Origin of the sequence: Pseudoalteromonas distincta, from assembly GCF_000814675.1 — a bacterium.
In the GTDB taxonomy this organism is placed as follows: Bacteria; Pseudomonadota; Gammaproteobacteria; order Enterobacterales; family Alteromonadaceae; genus Pseudoalteromonas; species Pseudoalteromonas distincta.
This window is the reverse complement of the sequence record NZ_JWIG01000021.1, coordinates 123,799-141,566: the sequence shown is the minus strand read 5'-3', so window position 1 is coordinate 141,566 and position 17,768 is coordinate 123,799. Positions and strand designations below refer to the sequence as shown.

The window sequence follows — 17,768 nt, the reverse complement described above, 5'->3', positions numbered from 1 at the left end:
CACACACTAAAAGATAAAGCCTTTGCATTTGCAAAGGCTTTTGTTTTAACTGCTAACTTTTACCAAATCATTTCTACAAATTCAGGGTGGTCGATATACGGGTTACGATTACCTTGAAATTCAAAGGCTGCTTGGTTACGGTCAAGTTCCATTTGGCTTACAGGATCGCTGTTATGCCAGTCAAGCAGCATGGCTACAACCCAGCTTTCAAACACTTGGTTGCTTGAACCATTAAGCACTGCATTACTTGAGGTCGTTTTGGTTTGCCAAGTGCCTATTACATTTTCGTAGCGCGTTGCCATGTAAAAATAAGCACGTGCAAAGTCACCTTTAAATTCGTCAATTGGCTCAAATACAGTACCTGAGTAATTTAATGAACTTGCGGCAGAACCTAATTTACTTCCGTTGGTTGATGTAAATGAAGCGCTTGCTACTTCACCAAATGGGAAGTTACTACGTTTTGAGTTTACATAACCGTCGGTTGCGTAAATATGATGCACATCTGAGTTCATTGGCTCAATAGTGCCGCCAAACCAGCTTTTAGGAAATGAATGCTCACGGTTGTAACAGCCGCCTTCTCCACTATAGTTACCACATTGGTCACTCACCGCAGTATAATTGTAGCTATCTGAGCCGTTTGGTTTCTCGCTATACATATCTAAAATGCTGTTATCGTTTTCAAAGTATTTATCACGTGCAGATGAGTCGTAAAAATTCCAAATAGCCGAGTAACCCTGTGCATTATGATCTTTAATAATATTATAAAGCTCAGTTTTTAGTGCATAACCTGATAACCCTTGAGCAGTAACATAGTAGCCAGTGGGTGTCGGGTTGGTCCCGCTGCCATCACCAGAGCCACTACCTAAAGTAAATGCCGTGCTGTCTGTATTATTAAAACTTGCACCGCTAGCAAGTGTGGTAGAGCCTTGCTTAAGCGCATAGTTGCCATTACCTGTTGAACAACACATGCCATCGCCGTAGCTGTCGCTAATAACAAGTGTGTAAGTACCATCAGTTAGGCATATTTGCTCATCATACTGAGTGTTTGATGCGTAACCACTGCCGTTAGCAACAGCGCTACCTTGATTGTTATTAACGGCCCAGCTAGTTTCGCTACCGTAATTATCGGTGTTAAGCGTTAAGGTAAGGCTATTGTCGGTGCAACTTGTTGATGCGTTGCCATCAGTATTTGGTAAAAAGTTATCTACGTATACGGTTTCGCTGCCATCAAATCCACTTACATCGTAAAACCTAAGCCCAATACTAATTGTTTTATCACTGCTTGCTGTATAGCTATGGCTAATTGTTTGCCATTGGTTAGTTTGTGCTTGATTCGAATAGCCTTGATAGCCATCTACATATAAGCGCGCTTTAATTTTACCTTCGGTGTGGTAAACATCAGCCGAAAAGTTATAGGTTTTACCAGCTTCTACAGCAACCTGTTGTAGTAAATCAGTGTTACTTTGCGATCCTGTTGTTACATTGACAGCAGCAGAGCTACTACCGCTTTTAACTGTACTAGTTGAGCGCGTTAAGCTGATTCCGCTATCAATAGTGCTCCAAGAGCTAGGTGAATTACCTGACCATTGTTCAAATCCGCCATTAGCTACATTGGCCATTACAGGTAATGAGCCAAGTAACAAAGCGGTACTAAGTAGTTTATTTTTATATTTCCCGTGTAACATAGTTGTTCCTATTTTTATTTTGAATGAAGAATATACCCTACATTAGTTAGGTTACAAAATTGTTAATTTAAAGTGCAGTAAAAGGCAATAATAAGTCTTTAATCTGTTTTTGAAGGTATTTTTATAAATTAATAACTAAATGGAATATCAAAGCAGATTCTATTCTTTTTTTATCTATGCTGAGCCCGTTATCCTACTAACTTAGAAAACCTCAACAGATACGCTCTGGATGAGGTAAAACTCATTTTTAACAATACACAAAGTGTGTTGTGTTTAATTTTCAGGGTTATGGGGAATCGATTCATGTTGTTAGGTCAACTAAATGCTGCGGCAAGCCCGCTATCGCAAGATCAAATACAAAAGCTGCAAGGTTTAGTGGCTGAACTTAATCCAATTCAACAAGCGTGGGTAAGTGGTTACTTAGCTGCAAATGCTAATTCGGCTGCGTTAGGTGCTCCTACGGCAGGCGTACCGGCTGCGGGTGATGCAGCAGCGCTAACTATTTTATATGGTTCGCAAACAGGTAACGCAAAAGGTGTAGCTACCAAAATGAAAGAGCAGGCTGAGTCGCGAGGCTTAGCAGTTAAGCTTGTTAGCATGTCAGATTACAAACCAACAGCCCTGAAAAAAGAAAAGTTTTTAACTATCGTTGTATCTACTTACGGCGAAGGTGAGCCACCAGAAGACGCAGAAACACTCCACGAATTTTTAGCCACTAAAAAAGCGCCAAAACTAGACGATGTGAAAATAGCGGTTATTGGCTTAGGTGATTCTAGCTATGAGTTTTTCTGCCAGACAGCAAAAGATTTTGAAGAGCGTTTAAATAAACTCGGTGCACAAACTATCTATCAACGTGCTGATTTAGATGTAGATTACGAAGATGAAGCCGCTACGTGGATCGCCGGTGCAGTTGATGCATTTGAACCTGATTTAAAAGCGCAGCAAGAAGCCGCTGGTGGTCAAGTTGTATCAATGCCATTTGGCGCTCCTACCTCTGCAGCAAGCCAATATACAAAACAAAATCCATTTGAAGCAGAGCTATTAACTGTTCAAAAAATTACCGGTCGCGACTCGACTAAAGATGTACGTCACGTTGAAATTTCGCTTGAAGGTTCTGACATTACTTACACGCCAGGTGATTCATTAGGTGTGTACTTTTTAAATGACGATGTATTAGTTGATGAAGTACTTACACTTACTCAAATAGATGCAACAAGCATTGTAAAAGTAGGTGATGAAGAGCTAAGCGTACGCGATGCACTTATTGAAAAGCTAGAGCTGACTCAGTCGTACCCAGGTTTTGTAGAAAAATACGCAACAGCAACAGGTACGCCTGAATTATTAAAGCTTGTAGAAGATAAAGCGGCAATGCGTGCGTATATTGAACCTCGCCAAATATTTGATGTGATTCGCCAAAATCCAGCAAAAATTGATGCGCAAACATTAGTAGATTGCCTACGTAAACTACAAGCTCGTTTGTATTCAATTGCATCTAGCCAAGCTGAGGTTGAAGACGAAGTACATTTAACACTAGGTCTAGTGCAGTTTGATGCATTTGATAGTGAGCATTTAGGTGGCTGTACTGGTTACTTAACTCGCCGTGCAGAAGAAGGTTGTAAAGTTAAAGTATTTAGCGAACACAACGACAATTTCCGCCTACCAACTAACGATGATACACCGGTGATTATGGTTGGTCCTGGTACGGGTATTGCGCCGTTCCGTGCATTTTTACAAGAGCGTGATTCGCGTGAAGCGCAAGGCAAAAACTGGTTGTTCTTTGGTAACCCACATTTCACTCAAGACTTTTTATACCAAGTAGAAATACAGGGGTATTTAAAATCGGGTTTACTTAACAAAGTAGATGTTGCATTTAGCCGTGACCAAGCAGAAAAGGTATACGTACAAGACAAATTACGCAGTAACAGTAAAGACGTGTTTGAGTGGTTAGAAGCCGGCGCTCACTTTTATATTTGTGGCGATGCAAATCGCATGGCAAAAGATGTACACAACGCCTTGCTTGATATTGTTAAAGAAAACACAGGCAAGAGCAATGAAGACGCAGAGCAATATTTAAAAGATTTGCGTAGCGCAAACCGCTATCAGAAAGACGTGTATTAATCACGTTTCTTATTTTATTAACAGCTAGCAGCCGTCACTGTAACAAATTTAGGATTTAAAATGAGCGAACAAGATAAAAACGTAAAACTTTCTGATAACGAACGTTTGAAAAGAGAAAGTAACTTTTTACGTGGCACCATAGAGCAAGACTTAAAAGACGAAATTACCGGTGGTTTTACTGCCGATAACTTTCAGTTAATACGTTTTCATGGCATGTACCAACAAGATGACCGCGATATACGTGGTGAGCGCGCTAAGCAAAAGCTAGAGCCGCTACATAATGTAATGTTACGTGCACGTATGCCTGGCGGTATTATTAAGCCAGAGCAGTGGTTAGCAATCGACAAGTTTGCTGATGAAAAAACAAGCTACGGCAGCATTCGTTTAACTACGCGTCAAACGTTTCAGTTTCATGGTGTACTAAAGCCGAATATTAAAGGCATGCACCAAATGCTTAACAGCGTAGGTATAGACTCTATTGCAACTGCGGGCGATGTTAACCGTAACGTGCTTTGTACTACTAACCCTGTTGAGTCTGAGTTACACCAAGAAGCTTACGACTGGGCTGCAAAAATTTCTGAACATTTATTACCAAAAACGAAAGCGTATGCCGAAATTTGGTTAAATGGCGAAAAAGCAGAAACCACAGAAGAGCCAATTTTAGGATCTAACTACTTACCGCGTAAATTTAAAACAACGGTAACCATTCCGCCTAATAACGAAGTTGATGTGCATGCGAATGACTTAAACTTTGTGGCAATTGCTGATAACGGAAAGCTTGTTGGCTTTAACGTACTTGTTGGTGGTGGCCTTGCCATGACTCACGGTGATACGGCTACGTATCCGCGTAAGGCTGATGACTTTGGCTTTATTACGCTCGAAGATACCTTAAAAATTGCAGAGCATGTTGTATCTGTGCAGCGCGATTGGGGTAATCGTTCAAACCGTAAAAATGCAAAAACTAAATACACATTAGACCGTGTTGGCGTTGATGTATTTAAAGCAGAAGTAGAAAAACGCTCAGGCGTTACATTTGCACCAAGCCGCCCGTTTGAGTTTACTCACCGTGGCGATCGTATTGGTTGGGTTGAAGGCATTGATGGTAAGCACCACTTAACACTATTTATTCAAAGTGGTCGTATTTTAGACTATCCAGGCAAGCCGCTTAAAACAGGTTGTCGTAAAATCGCAGAAGTTCACCAAGGTGACATGCGTATGACGGCAAACCAAAACTTAATTATTGCTGGCGTACCTGCAGATCAAAAAGCCGTGATTGAAGAGATTGCACGTAGCCATGGCCTGATTGACGACAAAGATTCGCAGCAGCGTAAAAATTCTATGGCGTGTGTTTCACTGCCAACGTGCCCACTTGCAATGGCCGAAGCAGAGCGTTACTTACCAAGCCTAGTAGAAAAAACTGAAGCATTACTTGCTAAGCACGGTATACCAGATGACAGCATTATTATGCGCGTTGTAGGTTGCCCTAACGGTTGTGGCCGCGCAATGCTTGCAGAAGCTGGTTTAGTGGGTAAAGGGCCAGGTAAGTACAACGTTTACCTAGGTGGTAATTTAGAAGGTACACGTATTCCTAAATTGTACCTTGAGAACGTAGGCGAAGACGTTTACCTAGAAGCATTCGATAAGCTCATTGGGCAATGGGCAAAAGAGCGCAATGACGGTGAGTGTTTTGGTGACTTTGTTATACGCAAAGGCATAGTTGCTGAAGTAAAAGTATCAGTAACCGATTTTCACGCTTAATTAAATACCAGCGCCAAAGCGCTGGTGAGGTTTGGAATTTACCATGAGTGAATTTAAAAACATTTTACAGCTAGATAAACAAAGCCAGGCGGCTATGTTAGCTGATGCTAATGGTTTGCTAGCGAATATGAGCGCAGAACAGCGTGTTGCATGGGCGCTTGATAACTTGCCTAATACGGCTTTTTTATCATCTAGCTTTGGTATTCAAGCGGCAGTAATGCTGCATTTAATGACCTCACAACGTCCAGATATTCCCGTTGTATTAACAGATACAGGCTATTTATTTCCTGAAACGTATCAGTTTATTGAGCAAATGAGTGAGCGTTTATCACTTAACTTAAAGGTGTATAGAGCGCAGCTAAGCCCAGCATGGCAAGAAGCTAAGTTTGGCAAGTTGTGGGAGCAAGGTGAGGACGGTATTAAGCAATATAACCAGCTTAATAAAGTTGAGCCGATGACCCGCGCACTTAAAGAGATAGAAGCGGGCACGTGGTTTAGTGGTTTGCGTCGCGATCAATCATCTACACGTGCTGATAAACAGTTTGTAGAAATAAGCCGTGGTACCGTTAAAGTGTACCCGATTATTGAATGGTCTAACCGCGACGTGTATCAGTACCTGACTAAGCATGATTTACCTTACCACCCATTATGGGAACAAGGTTATGTGTCGATGGGTGACGTACATACAACACGTAAGTTAGAACCAGGAATGACAGAGGAAGAAACTCGCTTTTTTGGTTTAAATCGAGAGTGTGGACTACACATGGATGGTGACGGTATTTAACGTCACTACGGTGTAGTTAAATCGCAAATAAAAACGCAGCTTCGGCTGCGTTTTTATTTTATTAGGGTACAAAAAATTGCCTAATTAAGTATTTTTTATTAGACTCAAGACATTAAAGGATTAATTAAAGCAGGAACGCTATGAAATACTTTACCTACTTAGCTATATCAATCATGGCTATTGCAGTCATCTCTTTGTTTTATTTAAAAAAGCCCGATGGTCAAACATGGCTTTCTGCATCATCAATTAGCAGTGAATCTCAGCAAATTAAAGAAAGAATGGTCGCGCTATCTAGCAATACTTTGGACCAAGCAGTGCTGGGTGTTAAGCAAGCTGGCGATAAAATTGCGAGCAGTATTTCTGATGAACCAATTGCTGCAAATGCTACCTCAAGTGGTAAAATTTATAAGTGGCAAGACGAAACAGGCCAATGGCACTTTTCTGATACACCTAACCCACATGCAAAAAGTATTGAAGTAAAACTCGATCCTAAAGATATTACTGTTATTGCTGCAGAAGACACGTCTATTTTAAATACCTCTTCAACTCCAAACACAATGTCGGCTGCACCAGAGGGGATCAGTATTTTGAACCCAGATTCGGTTAAAAAGCTATTTAATGACGCCGAAAATGTAAAAGACAAACTAGAAAAACGTAATAAAGAAATTAATAATTTAAGTGCTCTTTAATTATTTAGAGTGAGTGCTTTTATGGTTTTTTAAATAACGTTTTTCGGCTTCCATCAATAATACTGTTAAATATATTTTAGTGGGAAGCGACAGCAGCACGCCTACAGCAATGCATGCCGCCGCTATAATTATTCCTTTAATACCATGCTCGACAGTAAAGTAGTTCGATACAAGTAACGTATGGCCAGTCACGATAAGGCACAACCCAAGCACTATTGATGTTTTAAGCAGCCTAATTATCATTGTTTGCGACATAGTTACCTCACTAAGAGTAGCCCTAGGGCCTGTTTATCTTTCGAGGTTAAATTTGCAGCAGTGTGTTTGGTATTTAGGCAAGGCAGAGCCTATGTAGTGTGGTTATTCCCCATGAATAGGCGTTAACGTGGAATAAATGCCAAACATGCGCTGCTCGAAGGGTTCTGCCTAGGGGCTATTTACTCTTTGTTGCCTACATGGATGTAGGTAAGGGGCGTGAGCAGGACGCGGAAGCTTTGCTCGGTTTTTACTTAGCCCACTAGGTTACAAACCTCACGCCGCGATTAAATAGCCCTAGGTTGAACAAATTTTAATCCTGAAAGGTCAACAGGCCCTAGTGTAGGCACGCTTTAAATGCTTAGCATTGATTTAAGACAACAAACAGCACATATAAAAAAGCCCAGCTTATTACTAAGCTGGGCTTTTAGATGTATTAACTACTGTCTTTGTTAGTCGAGCATATTACGCAGTACATATTGTAAAATGCCGCCGTGTTTGTAGTAATCCCACTCTTTAGGGGTATCAATACGTACGTCTGCACTCAAGGTTACTTTTTTACCTTCGGCATTTGTAGCAATAACGGTAACTTCATCGGTTTTATCGTACAGGCCATCAATATCAAATTGTTCTTGCCCTGTTAACCCGTGTGACTCGTAGCTTTCACCTTCTTTAAATTGCAGCGGTAATACACCCATACCAATTAAGTTAGAGCGATGAATACGTTCATAGCTTTGTGCTACAACGGCTTTAACGCCTAATAAAAGTGAGCCTTTAGCAGCCCAGTCACGAGATGAACCCGTGCCATATTCTTTGCCCGCTAAAATAATGAGTGGCGTATTATTTTTTTGATACTCCATTGCTGCATCATAAATGCTCTCTAGCGTATCGCCAGGCTGAGTACGTGTTACGCCGCCTTCAGTACCAGGAGCTAGTAAGTTTTTAAGGCGCACATTAGCGAACGTTCCACGCATCATTACTTCGTGATTACCACGGCGTGAGCCGTACGAGTTAAATTGCGCTTTATCTACACCTTTCTCTTGCAAGTATAAACCTGCTGGCGCTTCTGCTTTAATAGCACCCGCTGGAGAAATATGGTCAGTGGTTACTGAATTTCCAAGTTTAGCTAAACAACGTGCACCTTCAATAGAAGGAATGCCCGGTGGTTCTATTTTCATACCATCAAAAAAGGGTGCTTTTTTAATATAGGTAGATGCATCATCCCAATCGTAAAGTTTGCCATCCGGTATTTTAATTTGCTGCCAACGGCTATCGCCTTCGTAAACGTTAGCGTAGCTTTTTTCAAACATTTCCTTAGTTACGGTTTCTTTAACTAAGTCACTTACTTCTTTAACGCTTGGCCAAATGTTTTTAAGGTAAATATCGTTACCGTTAGCATCTTGAGCAAGGGGTTCGTTGTATACGTCAATATCGGTTCTACCTGCAATGGCATAAGCTACAACAAGCGGAGGAGAGGCTAAAAAGTTCATTTTAACATCTTGGTGAATACGCCCTTCAAAGTTACGGTTACCCGATAAAATAGAGCTCACTACTAATTTATGTTTTTGAATCGCGTCTGATATTTCAGTTGCAAGTGGCCCTGAGTTACCAATACACGTAGTACAGCCGTAGCCAACTAAGTTAAAGCCTAGGCTTTCTAGGTCACCCATCAGGCCAGCTTTTTCTAGGTAGTCGGTAACTACTTTTGAGCCTGGAGCAAGTGATGTTTTAACCCAAGGTTTTACATTAATGCCTAACTGTTTTGCTTTTTTAGCAACCAAACCAGCAGCTAAAATAACACTTGGATTAGAGGTGTTGGTACAGCTGGTAATCGCGGCAATAACACAAGCGCCATCGTTTAGCTCAAACTCTTGGCCTTTAAATTTAACCTTAGCGGCACCCATAAACTGCGCTTCGTTAACTGGCTCATCTGGATTTGTTGTCGGCCCTTCACTCTCAATACGAGCTTGTTCTTCATCGCTTTTATCACGACGAGCCATACGTTCGTCTTGGAAGCCTTTTAAATGATCGCCAATAACTTTGCCAGCTTCGTTTAAGGCAATTCTATCTTGTGGGCGTTTAGGGCCTGCAAGGCTTGGTACAACGTCATCTAATTTAAGCTCAAGTGTATCGGTATAATTAGCTTCGTCGCCATCGTTACGCCATAAGCCTTGATGCTTAGCGTAATCTTCAATTACTTTTAAGTGTTTTTCGTCGCGGTTTGTTAAACGAAGGTAGTTAATGGTCTCATCATCAATTGGGAAAATACCACACGTAGCGCCGTATTCTGGTGCCATATTGGCTATGGTTGCTCTATCGGCAAGTGGTAGGTCGGCAAGGCCGTCACCATAAAATTCTACAAATTTACCCACTACGCCATGATTACGCAGTATTTCGGTTACTGTTAACACTAAATCGGTTGCGGTAGTACCTTCAGGTAAACGTCCGCTTAGCTTCATACCTACTACTTGTGGAATGAGTAAGCTAATTGGCTGACCAAGCATGGCTGCTTCAGCTTCAATGCCGCCTACACCCCAACCAAGCACGCCTAAGCCATTAATCATGGTGGTGTGAGAGTCAGTCCCTACAAGCGTATCTGGGTAAGCGAATTTTTTTCCGTCGCGCTCTTCATTAAAAACAACGCGCGCTAAGTATTCTAGGTTTACTTGGTGAACAATGCCGGTTGCTGGTGGCACTACTTTTAAATTATCAAAAGCGGTTTGTCCCCAACGTAAAAATTCATAACGTTCTTTATTTCGGTCGTACTCAAGTTTTGCATTTAAATCAAATGCACCATCATTTCCGTAGCCATCTACTTGTACCGAATGGTCAATCACAAGTTCAGCAGGCGATAACGGGTTTATTTTTGCAGGATCTCCACCTAGCTTTTCCATTGCGTCACGCATCGCGGCTAAATCTACAATAGCGGGTACGCCGGTAAAATCTTGCATAACAACACGGGCGGGAGTAAAGGCAACTTCAGATGAAGGCTTTGCTTGAGGATCCCAATTAAGAAGGGCTTGAATGTCTTGTTCTTTTATATTTACGCCATCTTCGTTACGAAGAAGGTTTTCAAGTAGTACTTTTAAGGAAAAGGGCAATCGTTTCGCTTTGTCGCCAAGTCCTTTTAGAGAATGAATATGATATTGCTCACCATTTATTGTGAGCTGATGTTGGGTATCGAAACTATTATTCATTATTTGCCCCTTTATGAATTATAAAAATGTTTTGAAGAGTGACCTCTGTAGTGTTCGAGTTGCAAAGTACATACCAGTGTAAAAAATCGCGTTTAGAGAACGAATTTTATACAGTTATTATAGTAGAGATGATGCTGAAAAATTTAATTTCAAGAGATGATTTAAAAGAAGAGATAGGGTCAAAAGTTATTTCGACCCTTATTAATTACTGTAACCAACCTTGTTGCTTACCTTTAATACTCAAGCAAAGTAAAGCGATGGCAATAATGATTACAAAAATAGGCATAAATACCGCACTTGCGCCAAGTAGCTCAATACTATTTATGACCACAAAATTATAATATTGCTGAATTAAAATAGCGCCGAGCGATAGCGCAAAAGTAGGTGTTGCCAGCGCGTTTTTAGCAAGTAAAAACAGACAACCCAAAGTGCTTCCAAATACAGCTACAGCAAATGCAATGGTTGACCAAAGAGGGATGTCAGAGTAGGCAGCTTGTTGATCTAACGGAAGTTTACCTATCATTTCGGGTGTCATCATCATGTGCATAGCAAATGCAATAACGCCAAGTAAGTTCCATACGAGTGCCGCCCATACAACGGGTTTAAACCAATTTTTAGGTGTGTTTACAGACATTTTATAACCTTGTTTTTATTATTATTAACGAGGTTATTAAAGAGTAAAAAGGCCAACTATACAAGTTGGCCTTTTTATATAAAAAGAGTGCTTTTAAATGCTTAACCAAATGAAATAGGACGACGACCTGTTTTATCATCTACTTTTGGTTTTTTAGTTCGCTTACGCTTACTTTTAGCTGGTTGATTTGTTGGTTGTGGTGCAGCTTGCTTTGACTCTGCTTGAGTTTGTACCGCAGGTTTTTCTGCAGGGATTGCATCTTCACTTAGTGAGAGTTTAAAAAACTCACCATCAAACTCTAGTACATCACCACTGTATAATTTTTTCCGTTTAATTGTACAAATTTCATGGTTAACACCCACATAGCCTTCAGTAATTAGGTTTTTAGCTTGGCCGCCACCTTCAACTAAGTTTAGTACTTTTAATAATTTACAGAGCTCAATCGGCTCTTCTTCTAATTCTATTTCTATGTATTCTTCGTTCATATTTGCTCTCGGTGGGGTAACGCACAAGCTGTAGTATAAAGGCTTGCAGCTATTTTTGCACCAAAGCAAGTAACTTTAGCTAATTGTAATAGGGAAATAACGACGAAAGTTTTTATGTATTTTATCTGTCTTTAAAAAAACTGAAGCAATTGAAGAGTAATCTTTGCAGCAGTTAATTTTACGTATGGCCTGCTAATTGCTAAAACTTTGGCGGAATAAATATTTTTCATTAAATGGAGTAGGAAATGGGCGTAAGATTAGCAATGAAAAAAGAGCTAATGGGATTAGATAATTCAGGTATGTTAACTGCTGACGATGTTAGAGAGCACCTTGCTAATTCTGTAAAAAAGCAAGCTGATCAAGATGAGCGCGGTTTTTCTGTAATTTCAAAATTCAATGATACCCATAGCCGTTTAGTTAGTGGTGATGCCACGAGAAAAACAAAACTTGAATTTGAACGTCATCGTTTGTTTAAAGAAGTTTTATATACTCGCAAAAGTGTTGATGCTTGGTTAGATAGCCAAATTAGCTGATTTGCTATTTATCAAAAATATAGTTTTAGTGTGCTTAGCCATTTTATTAAGTACGTGTCAGTAACCGACTGCGTATATTTATACATAAACGTTGAGTGCAACTCAAAGGTAGCAGCTAGAATCAACTTGGGGATATAAACAGTCTCTAACCGTGAGTTTCTATATGCTCGCTTAATTTGGCAATGCGCAGGCTCATACCTTCAATAATTCGGTCTTTAATTTTTTCGCGGATAACATTAGGTAAGCGGGTGAGTGCTTCAGGGGTAATGGCAAGTACTATGGTGTCGGTTTTAGCGCGAGCGCTAGTACTGCGCTCTCGGTTATTTATAAAGGCACCTTCACCTATAAATTCACCGGGCTCAATAGTGCCAAGTTCTAGTAAATGGTTATGCTTAAATACTAATAATGCGCCGCTAAGTACAATGTACAAGCGCTTGTCGTTATCGTATTGCTTAAATAAAAATTGATGCTGACTTACTAAATATAACAGGCCGAACGACTCCAATAAGACTTGGCGCTCGCTGAGCGTAAATTCTTTAAAAAAGTGCAGCCTGTTTATAATTTCCATTTGTTTGAATAATGGAATATGTTCGATTAGCTTCATCAATAACCAAATGTGTTAAAAGCGTTTAATCAGCTAATATTGCGCTCTTTTAATTTTCGGGTCAACGTGTTGCGCCCCCAACCAATTTTTATAGCAGCATCTTGCTTATGACCAGAGCAATTAGCGAGGGCTGTTTTTATTAAGCGAGTTTCTAGTTGAGCTTGAATGTCAGGCCAAATATTTTCTTTGCCTTTTTTTAGCTCTTGATTAAGCCATTGCTGGAATGCATCGAGCCAATCACCTTCTTCTTGGGTTGGTGAAGCATCCAGAATCTCCGGCGGTAAGTCTTGCTCGCTTACAAGCTCACCCGGTGCCATTACAGTAAGCCAGCGACACGTGTTTTCTAATTGGCGTACATTACCTGGCCAATTAAATAAACGTAATTGCTCAGTCGCTTTAGGGCTCAGTACTTTACTTTCTACTTGTAGCTCTTTAGCGCTTTTATGTAAAAAGTGTTGCGATAAGCTTTCTATATCTTCAGTACGCTCTCGAAGTGCAGGTAAACGTAGGCGCACAACATTAAGACGATGAAATAAATCATCCCTAAACTTGCCTTGTTTAACTAAATCTTCAAGGTTTTGGTGCGTAGCTGCAATAATGCGTACGTCCACTTTTATACTTTGATGGCCACCAACGCGATAAAACTCACCATCGGCAAGAACGCGTAATAAACGTGTTTGCACATCAAGTGGCATATCACCAATTTCATCTAAAAATAGTGTACCGCCATTGGCTTGCTCAAAGCGGCCTTTACGTACGCTATCGGCGCCCGTAAACGCGCCTTTTTCGTGGCCAAATAACTCTGACTCAACAAGCTCTTTTGGAATGGCCGCCATGTTAAGTGCAATAAATTGATTTTCTTTACGTGGACTATGATTGTGCAGGGCGCTGGCGACAAGTTCTTTACCTGTGCCAGATTCACCATTTATTAATACGCTCATGCTTGAGGCCGATAGTTTACCTATCGCTCTAAACACTTCTTGCATAGCGGGTGCTTCACCAATAATGTGGGCACTTTTTGGTGGAGCTTGCTTTCGCTTAGTTTTTTTAGTGGAGTTTGCTCTGCATGCGCTCTCGACTAGCGCCACTGCTTCGTTTAAATCAAACGGCTTAGCTAGGTATTCAAAAGCACCTTTTTGGAATGCATTAACTGCAGAGTCCAAATCAGAGTGGGCTGTCATTATAATAACCGGCAGCCCAGGGTTTTGCTCTGCTATAAGCTCAAGCAACGCCATGCCATCCATACCAGGCATTCGTACGTCCGAAACTAAAACAGTAGGTTGACTAAACTTTAATGCGCTTAATACATCTTGCGCATTAGCAAAGCTTTCTGCGTTAAACCCTGCACGGGTTAGTGCTTTTTCAAGTACAAATCGAATAGAAGCATCATCATCTACAAGCCAAACTGTTTTCATGCAAACTCCAAACATTAATCTGCAAAGGGCAGATAGATATTAAATTCAGTATGTCCAGGCCAGCTATCACATTCTATATAGCCATCATGTTGATCTATCAGCGTTTGCGCTATTGAGAGTCCTAACCCTGAGCCATCTTCTTTATTGGTGATCATAGGGTAGAACAGTGTTTCACGTACACTGGGATCAATACCTGGTCCGTTATCAGATATTTGGATCAACAAGGCTTTTTTAGGTGCTTTACCTGGGCGACGATGTTGATGATTAATGCGGGTTTTTATTGTTATTTCACCGCCATCTACAAGCGCCTGCTGAGCATTTCGAACAATGTTTAATACTACTTGCTGAATTTTGCCTTGATCAATGTATACATCAGGAATGCTTGGGTCGTAATCTTTAACCAAGCTAATGTTAGAACAATTATCTAACGTACTTAGTCGTGCAACTGATTCAAGTGATTGATGTATATTGCCATACGATTTTTGCGGAAGCTGATTTGGCCCTAAAAGCCTATCTACTAATTCGCGTAATCGGTCAGCTTGCTCAATGATAAGTTCAGCACATTGGTCTCTTTCTTGTTGATCAACCTCATACTGCAATAACTGCGCCGCTCCGCGAATTCCACCTAAAGGATTTTTAATTTCGTGAGCTAAGCCTCTAATTAGATTTCGGGCTGCTTGGTATTGATGCATTTGATTAGACGCTTGGTCGTGCTTAATTTCGTCATCAGTTTGGCGCCACTCAAATAAAATATAAAGTGAGCCATCAAACTTAATTTGTCGTGTACTTACGGCTACTTTTGCATGGCGAGAATCGCTAAAAACCACGTCAGCTCTGTGCTGCTGGCAATCTACACCTTCAACTAATGAGTATTGTTCTATACGCTGCAAATCGATTGAATGGTAATTAAAAAGACTGTCGAAAGGCTGATCTAATAGGCGCTTGTTACCAAGGCCAAGCAGTTCGCTAGTACTGGTATTGGCATAGACAACGGTGAAGTTTTTATCTAGCAACATGATAGCGGTTGTTTGATTTTGCCAAATAGCATCGAGTAGCTCAGGGCTAAAGTTTTTATTATTAATCATAGCTGCACCATTTTAGTGCGTGAATATTTACAAGCAAGTTATATAGTAAAATACACTGCTGCACGTTTAGTAATGCCCCAATTTAGTTACTTAGGTTTAGCCCTTTTCGGTGCATAAAAAATATGCAGGGCTCACTTATAGCAATAACTTGGTTTTTACTATTAAAAAGCTTTAATTGTAGTGTGTGCTCACCACGTTCTACATCTCTTATTGCAAAGGTTGAACTGTCACTGGCTGGGCCATGTGCTTTGCCATCAATAAAAAGTTGTATAGTAAAACCAGTTTCAAAGCGCGGTTTTATTCGGCTAGTAACATAAACAGTGCCGGTATTTTCACGAATAGTCTGGTTATGATCAGGTGAGGAAATGGCAATACTAAAGCCCGCTTGTTGAGGCTGGGGTTGCTCGTCAAAAATGTCAGTATTTGTTGCAGGTATATTAAGATCTTGGCTGGTAAGCTTTACCTCTTTAGCACCTTTATGAGGGGTGTCAGAGAATACTAATACGCCATTTTTATCTTTCCAAGCGTATATCTTTGTTTCACCAGCGTAACCATAATTGCTTAATCCTAAAGCAATTAATAGTAATAAAATCTTGTTGTTCACTCTGCAGCCCTGCATTTTTGTCGGTAACTTAACTTTAGTGGAGATTGATTAATTTTACCATTAAAAAAGCCCGCAAAGCGGGCTTGAGAACACACATATTTTATACAGCTAAATTAACAGCTGTAGTACATTTCAAACTCAACTGGGTGAGTTGTCATGTTAAGCTTTTCAACTTCTTTAGATTTAAGTTCGATGTAAGCATCGATTAAGTCATCAGTGAATACACCACCTTGAGTTAAGAATTCACGGTCTGCGCTAAGTGCAGATAGTGCTTCGTCAAGTGATGCTGCAACAGTTGGGATTTCTGCTGCTTCTTCAGCTGGTAAGTCGTATAAATCTTTATCCATAGCATCGCCAGGGTGGATCTTGTTTTTGATACCATCAAGGCCAGCCATAAGCATTGCTGAGAAAGCAAGGTATGGGTTAGCTGTTGGATCTGGGAAGCGTACTTCAATACGACGACCTTTTTCAGATGGAACCACTGGGATACGGATTGATGCAGAACGGTTACGTGCAGAGTATGCAAGCATAACTGGTGCTTCAAAACCTGGTACTAAACGTTTGTACGAGTTAGTAGAGGCATTTGCAAAAGCGTTAATTGCTTTAGCATGCTTGATGATACCGCCAATGTAGTAAAGCGCATCTTCAGAAAGGCCGCCGTACTTATCACCAGCAAAAAGGTTTACACCATCTTTAGCAAGTGACTGGTGACAATGCATACCAGAACCGTTATCACCAACAACAGGCTTAGGCATAAACGTTGCTGTTTTACCGTATAAGTGAGCCATGTTATGGATAACATATTTCATTTCTTGGATTTCATCCGCTTTTAATACCATTGTATTAAAGCGAGTAGCAATCTCGTTTTGACCTGCTGTTGCAACTTCGTGGTGATGTGCTTCTACTACTTGGCCCATTTCTTCTAGAACTAGACACGTAGCTGAACGCCAATCTTGGAAGTCATCAACAGGAGCAACTGGGAAGTAACCGCCTTTAATACCTGGACGGTGACCTGTGTTGCCATCTGCATATTCTTTATCTGAGTTCCAAGCAGCTTGCTTAGAATCAATTTTGTACATAGAACCAGACATATCTGATTTGTATTTAACGTCGTCAAATACGAAAAACTCTGGCTCAGGGCCAAATAAAACTGTATCTGCAATACCTGTAGAGCGCATGTAATCTTCAGCACGCTTAGCAACAGAACGCGGGTCGCGCTCATAACCTTGAAGCGTTGAAGGCTCTACTACGTCACAACGTACGATTAATGTTGATTCTTCAGTGAAAGGGTCTAGTTTGATTGATTCAGCAACTGGCATTAATACCATGTCTGATTCGTTTATGCCTTTCCAGCCTGCAATTGAAGAACCGTCAAACATTTTACCGTCTTCAAAAAAGTCTTCATCAACTTGGTGATGAGGAATAGATACATGTTGTTCTTTACCCTTAGTGTCAGTAAAGCGTAAATCAATGAACTTAACGTCATTTTCTTTAATAAAATCTAAAACCGATTGTGACATGTGTCCTCCAACTATTGGGTTTTGTTATTGCTGCATAATTGCTTTGGGATTTACTAAGCTGATTTTGTGCCATTTTTATAACTAGCTGTTTATAAATTAAAAAAATATCGTTGCATCAAAATGGAATGTACAAACGCACTATATTGGTGCGTAAATTTTCCTTTTTGGTGCAAAATTTACAGGGCACAATTTGCTGCTAATTTAATCGCTCGGAAATAGCATAACCTAAATGCAAAAGAGTACCAAAAAGATCAGCAAAATAGCCAAAAAGGCTGTTTTTCAAAAAAAAATTGAAATTTAATTCATATAATTGTCATATATAAAACAGATACTTAGTAAAAGTATTGAGAAAGTTTTGAAATTTATATTGGATAAACTTTCATCCATGTCATTAATGAGGGATAA

Annotated in this window: 15 protein-coding genes; 5 read left to right on the top strand and 10 right to left on the bottom strand. The window is 40.4% G+C overall.

Features of this window, described 5'->3' with window-relative positions:
• Window positions 1–59: 59 nt before the first annotated feature.
• Window positions 60–1,685, bottom strand: a complete 1,626-nt coding sequence (locus QT16_RS13005; protein WP_039488643.1) for an endonuclease — start codon at window positions 1,683–1,685, stop codon at window positions 60–62.
• Window positions 1,686–1,988: 303 nt separating this feature from the next.
• Here QT16_RS13005 and QT16_RS13000 point away from each other — a divergent pair, with 303 nt between their 5' ends.
• The 4 genes from QT16_RS13000 to QT16_RS12985 all read left to right on the top strand — a co-directional run bounded on the left by QT16_RS13000 (window position 1,989) and on the right by QT16_RS12985 (window position 7,034).
• Complete coding sequence (locus tag QT16_RS13000; RefSeq protein ID WP_039488642.1) at window positions 1,989–3,803, top strand: assimilatory sulfite reductase (NADPH) flavoprotein subunit; 1,815 nt, start codon at window positions 1,989–1,991, stop codon at window positions 3,801–3,803.
• 60 nt (window positions 3,804–3,863) lie between these two features.
• Window positions 3,864–5,561 (top strand): assimilatory sulfite reductase (NADPH) hemoprotein subunit, encoded by a 1,698-nt coding sequence (cysI, locus tag QT16_RS12995; RefSeq protein ID WP_002961104.1) that lies wholly within the window; start codon window positions 3,864–3,866, stop codon window positions 5,559–5,561.
• A gap of 43 nt (window positions 5,562–5,604) precedes the next feature.
• Complete coding sequence (locus QT16_RS12990) at window positions 5,605–6,345, top strand: phosphoadenylyl-sulfate reductase (protein ID WP_002961106.1); 741 nt, start codon at window positions 5,605–5,607, stop codon at window positions 6,343–6,345.
• A gap of 140 nt (window positions 6,346–6,485) precedes the next feature.
• The gene (locus QT16_RS12985) at window positions 6,486–7,034 is read left to right on the top strand and encodes a DUF4124 domain-containing protein (RefSeq protein ID WP_039488640.1); all 549 of its coding nucleotides are present in this window, start codon (window positions 6,486–6,488) and stop codon (window positions 7,032–7,034) included.
• Here the strand turns inward: QT16_RS12985 and QT16_RS12980 are convergent, their stop codons facing one another.
• The 4 genes from QT16_RS12980 to QT16_RS12965 all read right to left on the bottom strand — a co-directional run bounded on the left by QT16_RS12980 (window position 7,035) and on the right by QT16_RS12965 (window position 11,602).
• On the bottom strand, window positions 7,035–7,289 hold the full coding sequence (locus QT16_RS12980) for a hypothetical protein (RefSeq protein ID WP_039488639.1): 255 nt from the start codon (window positions 7,287–7,289) through the stop codon (window positions 7,035–7,037).
• A 449-nt stretch (window positions 7,290–7,738) separates the two neighbouring features.
• On the bottom strand, window positions 7,739–10,483 hold the full coding sequence (acnA, locus tag QT16_RS12975; protein WP_039488638.1) for an aconitate hydratase AcnA: 2,745 nt from the start codon (window positions 10,481–10,483) through the stop codon (window positions 7,739–7,741).
• A gap of 205 nt (window positions 10,484–10,688) precedes the next feature.
• On the bottom strand, window positions 10,689–11,117 hold the full coding sequence (locus tag QT16_RS12970) for a hypothetical protein (RefSeq protein ID WP_039488637.1): 429 nt from the start codon (window positions 11,115–11,117) through the stop codon (window positions 10,689–10,691).
• Window positions 11,118–11,218: 101 nt separating this feature from the next.
• Window positions 11,219–11,602, bottom strand: a complete 384-nt coding sequence (locus QT16_RS12965) for an RNA-binding S4 domain-containing protein (protein ID WP_002961114.1) — start codon at window positions 11,600–11,602, stop codon at window positions 11,219–11,221.
• A gap of 245 nt (window positions 11,603–11,847) precedes the next feature.
• Between QT16_RS12965 and QT16_RS12960 the strand changes: the two genes are divergently transcribed.
• A complete protein-coding gene (locus tag QT16_RS12960) occupies window positions 11,848–12,135 on the top strand; it encodes a hypothetical protein (protein WP_033021452.1) in 288 nt (95 codons plus the stop codon).
• A gap of 145 nt (window positions 12,136–12,280) precedes the next feature.
• Here the strand turns inward: QT16_RS12960 and QT16_RS12955 are convergent, their stop codons facing one another.
• The 5 genes from QT16_RS12955 to glnA all read right to left on the bottom strand — a co-directional run bounded on the left by QT16_RS12955 (window position 12,281) and on the right by glnA (window position 17,363).
• Window positions 12,281–12,739: a cyclic nucleotide-binding domain-containing protein gene (locus tag QT16_RS12955; protein ID WP_002961116.1), complete on the bottom strand. Its 459-nt coding sequence runs from the start codon at window positions 12,737–12,739 to the stop codon at window positions 12,281–12,283.
• A gap of 29 nt (window positions 12,740–12,768) precedes the next feature.
• Complete coding sequence (gene ntrC, locus QT16_RS12950) at window positions 12,769–14,154, bottom strand: nitrogen regulation protein NR(I) (RefSeq protein WP_002961117.1); 1,386 nt, start codon at window positions 14,152–14,154, stop codon at window positions 12,769–12,771.
• Window positions 14,155–14,168: 14 nt separating this feature from the next.
• Window positions 14,169–15,239 (bottom strand): nitrogen regulation protein NR(II), encoded by a 1,071-nt coding sequence (glnL, locus tag QT16_RS12945; protein WP_002961118.1) that lies wholly within the window; start codon window positions 15,237–15,239, stop codon window positions 14,169–14,171.
• A gap of 82 nt (window positions 15,240–15,321) precedes the next feature.
• Window positions 15,322–15,843, bottom strand: a complete 522-nt coding sequence (locus QT16_RS12940; protein WP_152609343.1) for a DUF4124 domain-containing protein — start codon at window positions 15,841–15,843, stop codon at window positions 15,322–15,324.
• A gap of 113 nt (window positions 15,844–15,956) precedes the next feature.
• Window positions 15,957–17,363 (bottom strand): glutamate--ammonia ligase, encoded by a 1,407-nt coding sequence (gene glnA, locus QT16_RS12935; RefSeq protein ID WP_002961121.1) that lies wholly within the window; start codon window positions 17,361–17,363, stop codon window positions 15,957–15,959.
• Between the last annotated feature and the right edge of the window lie 405 nt (window positions 17,364–17,768).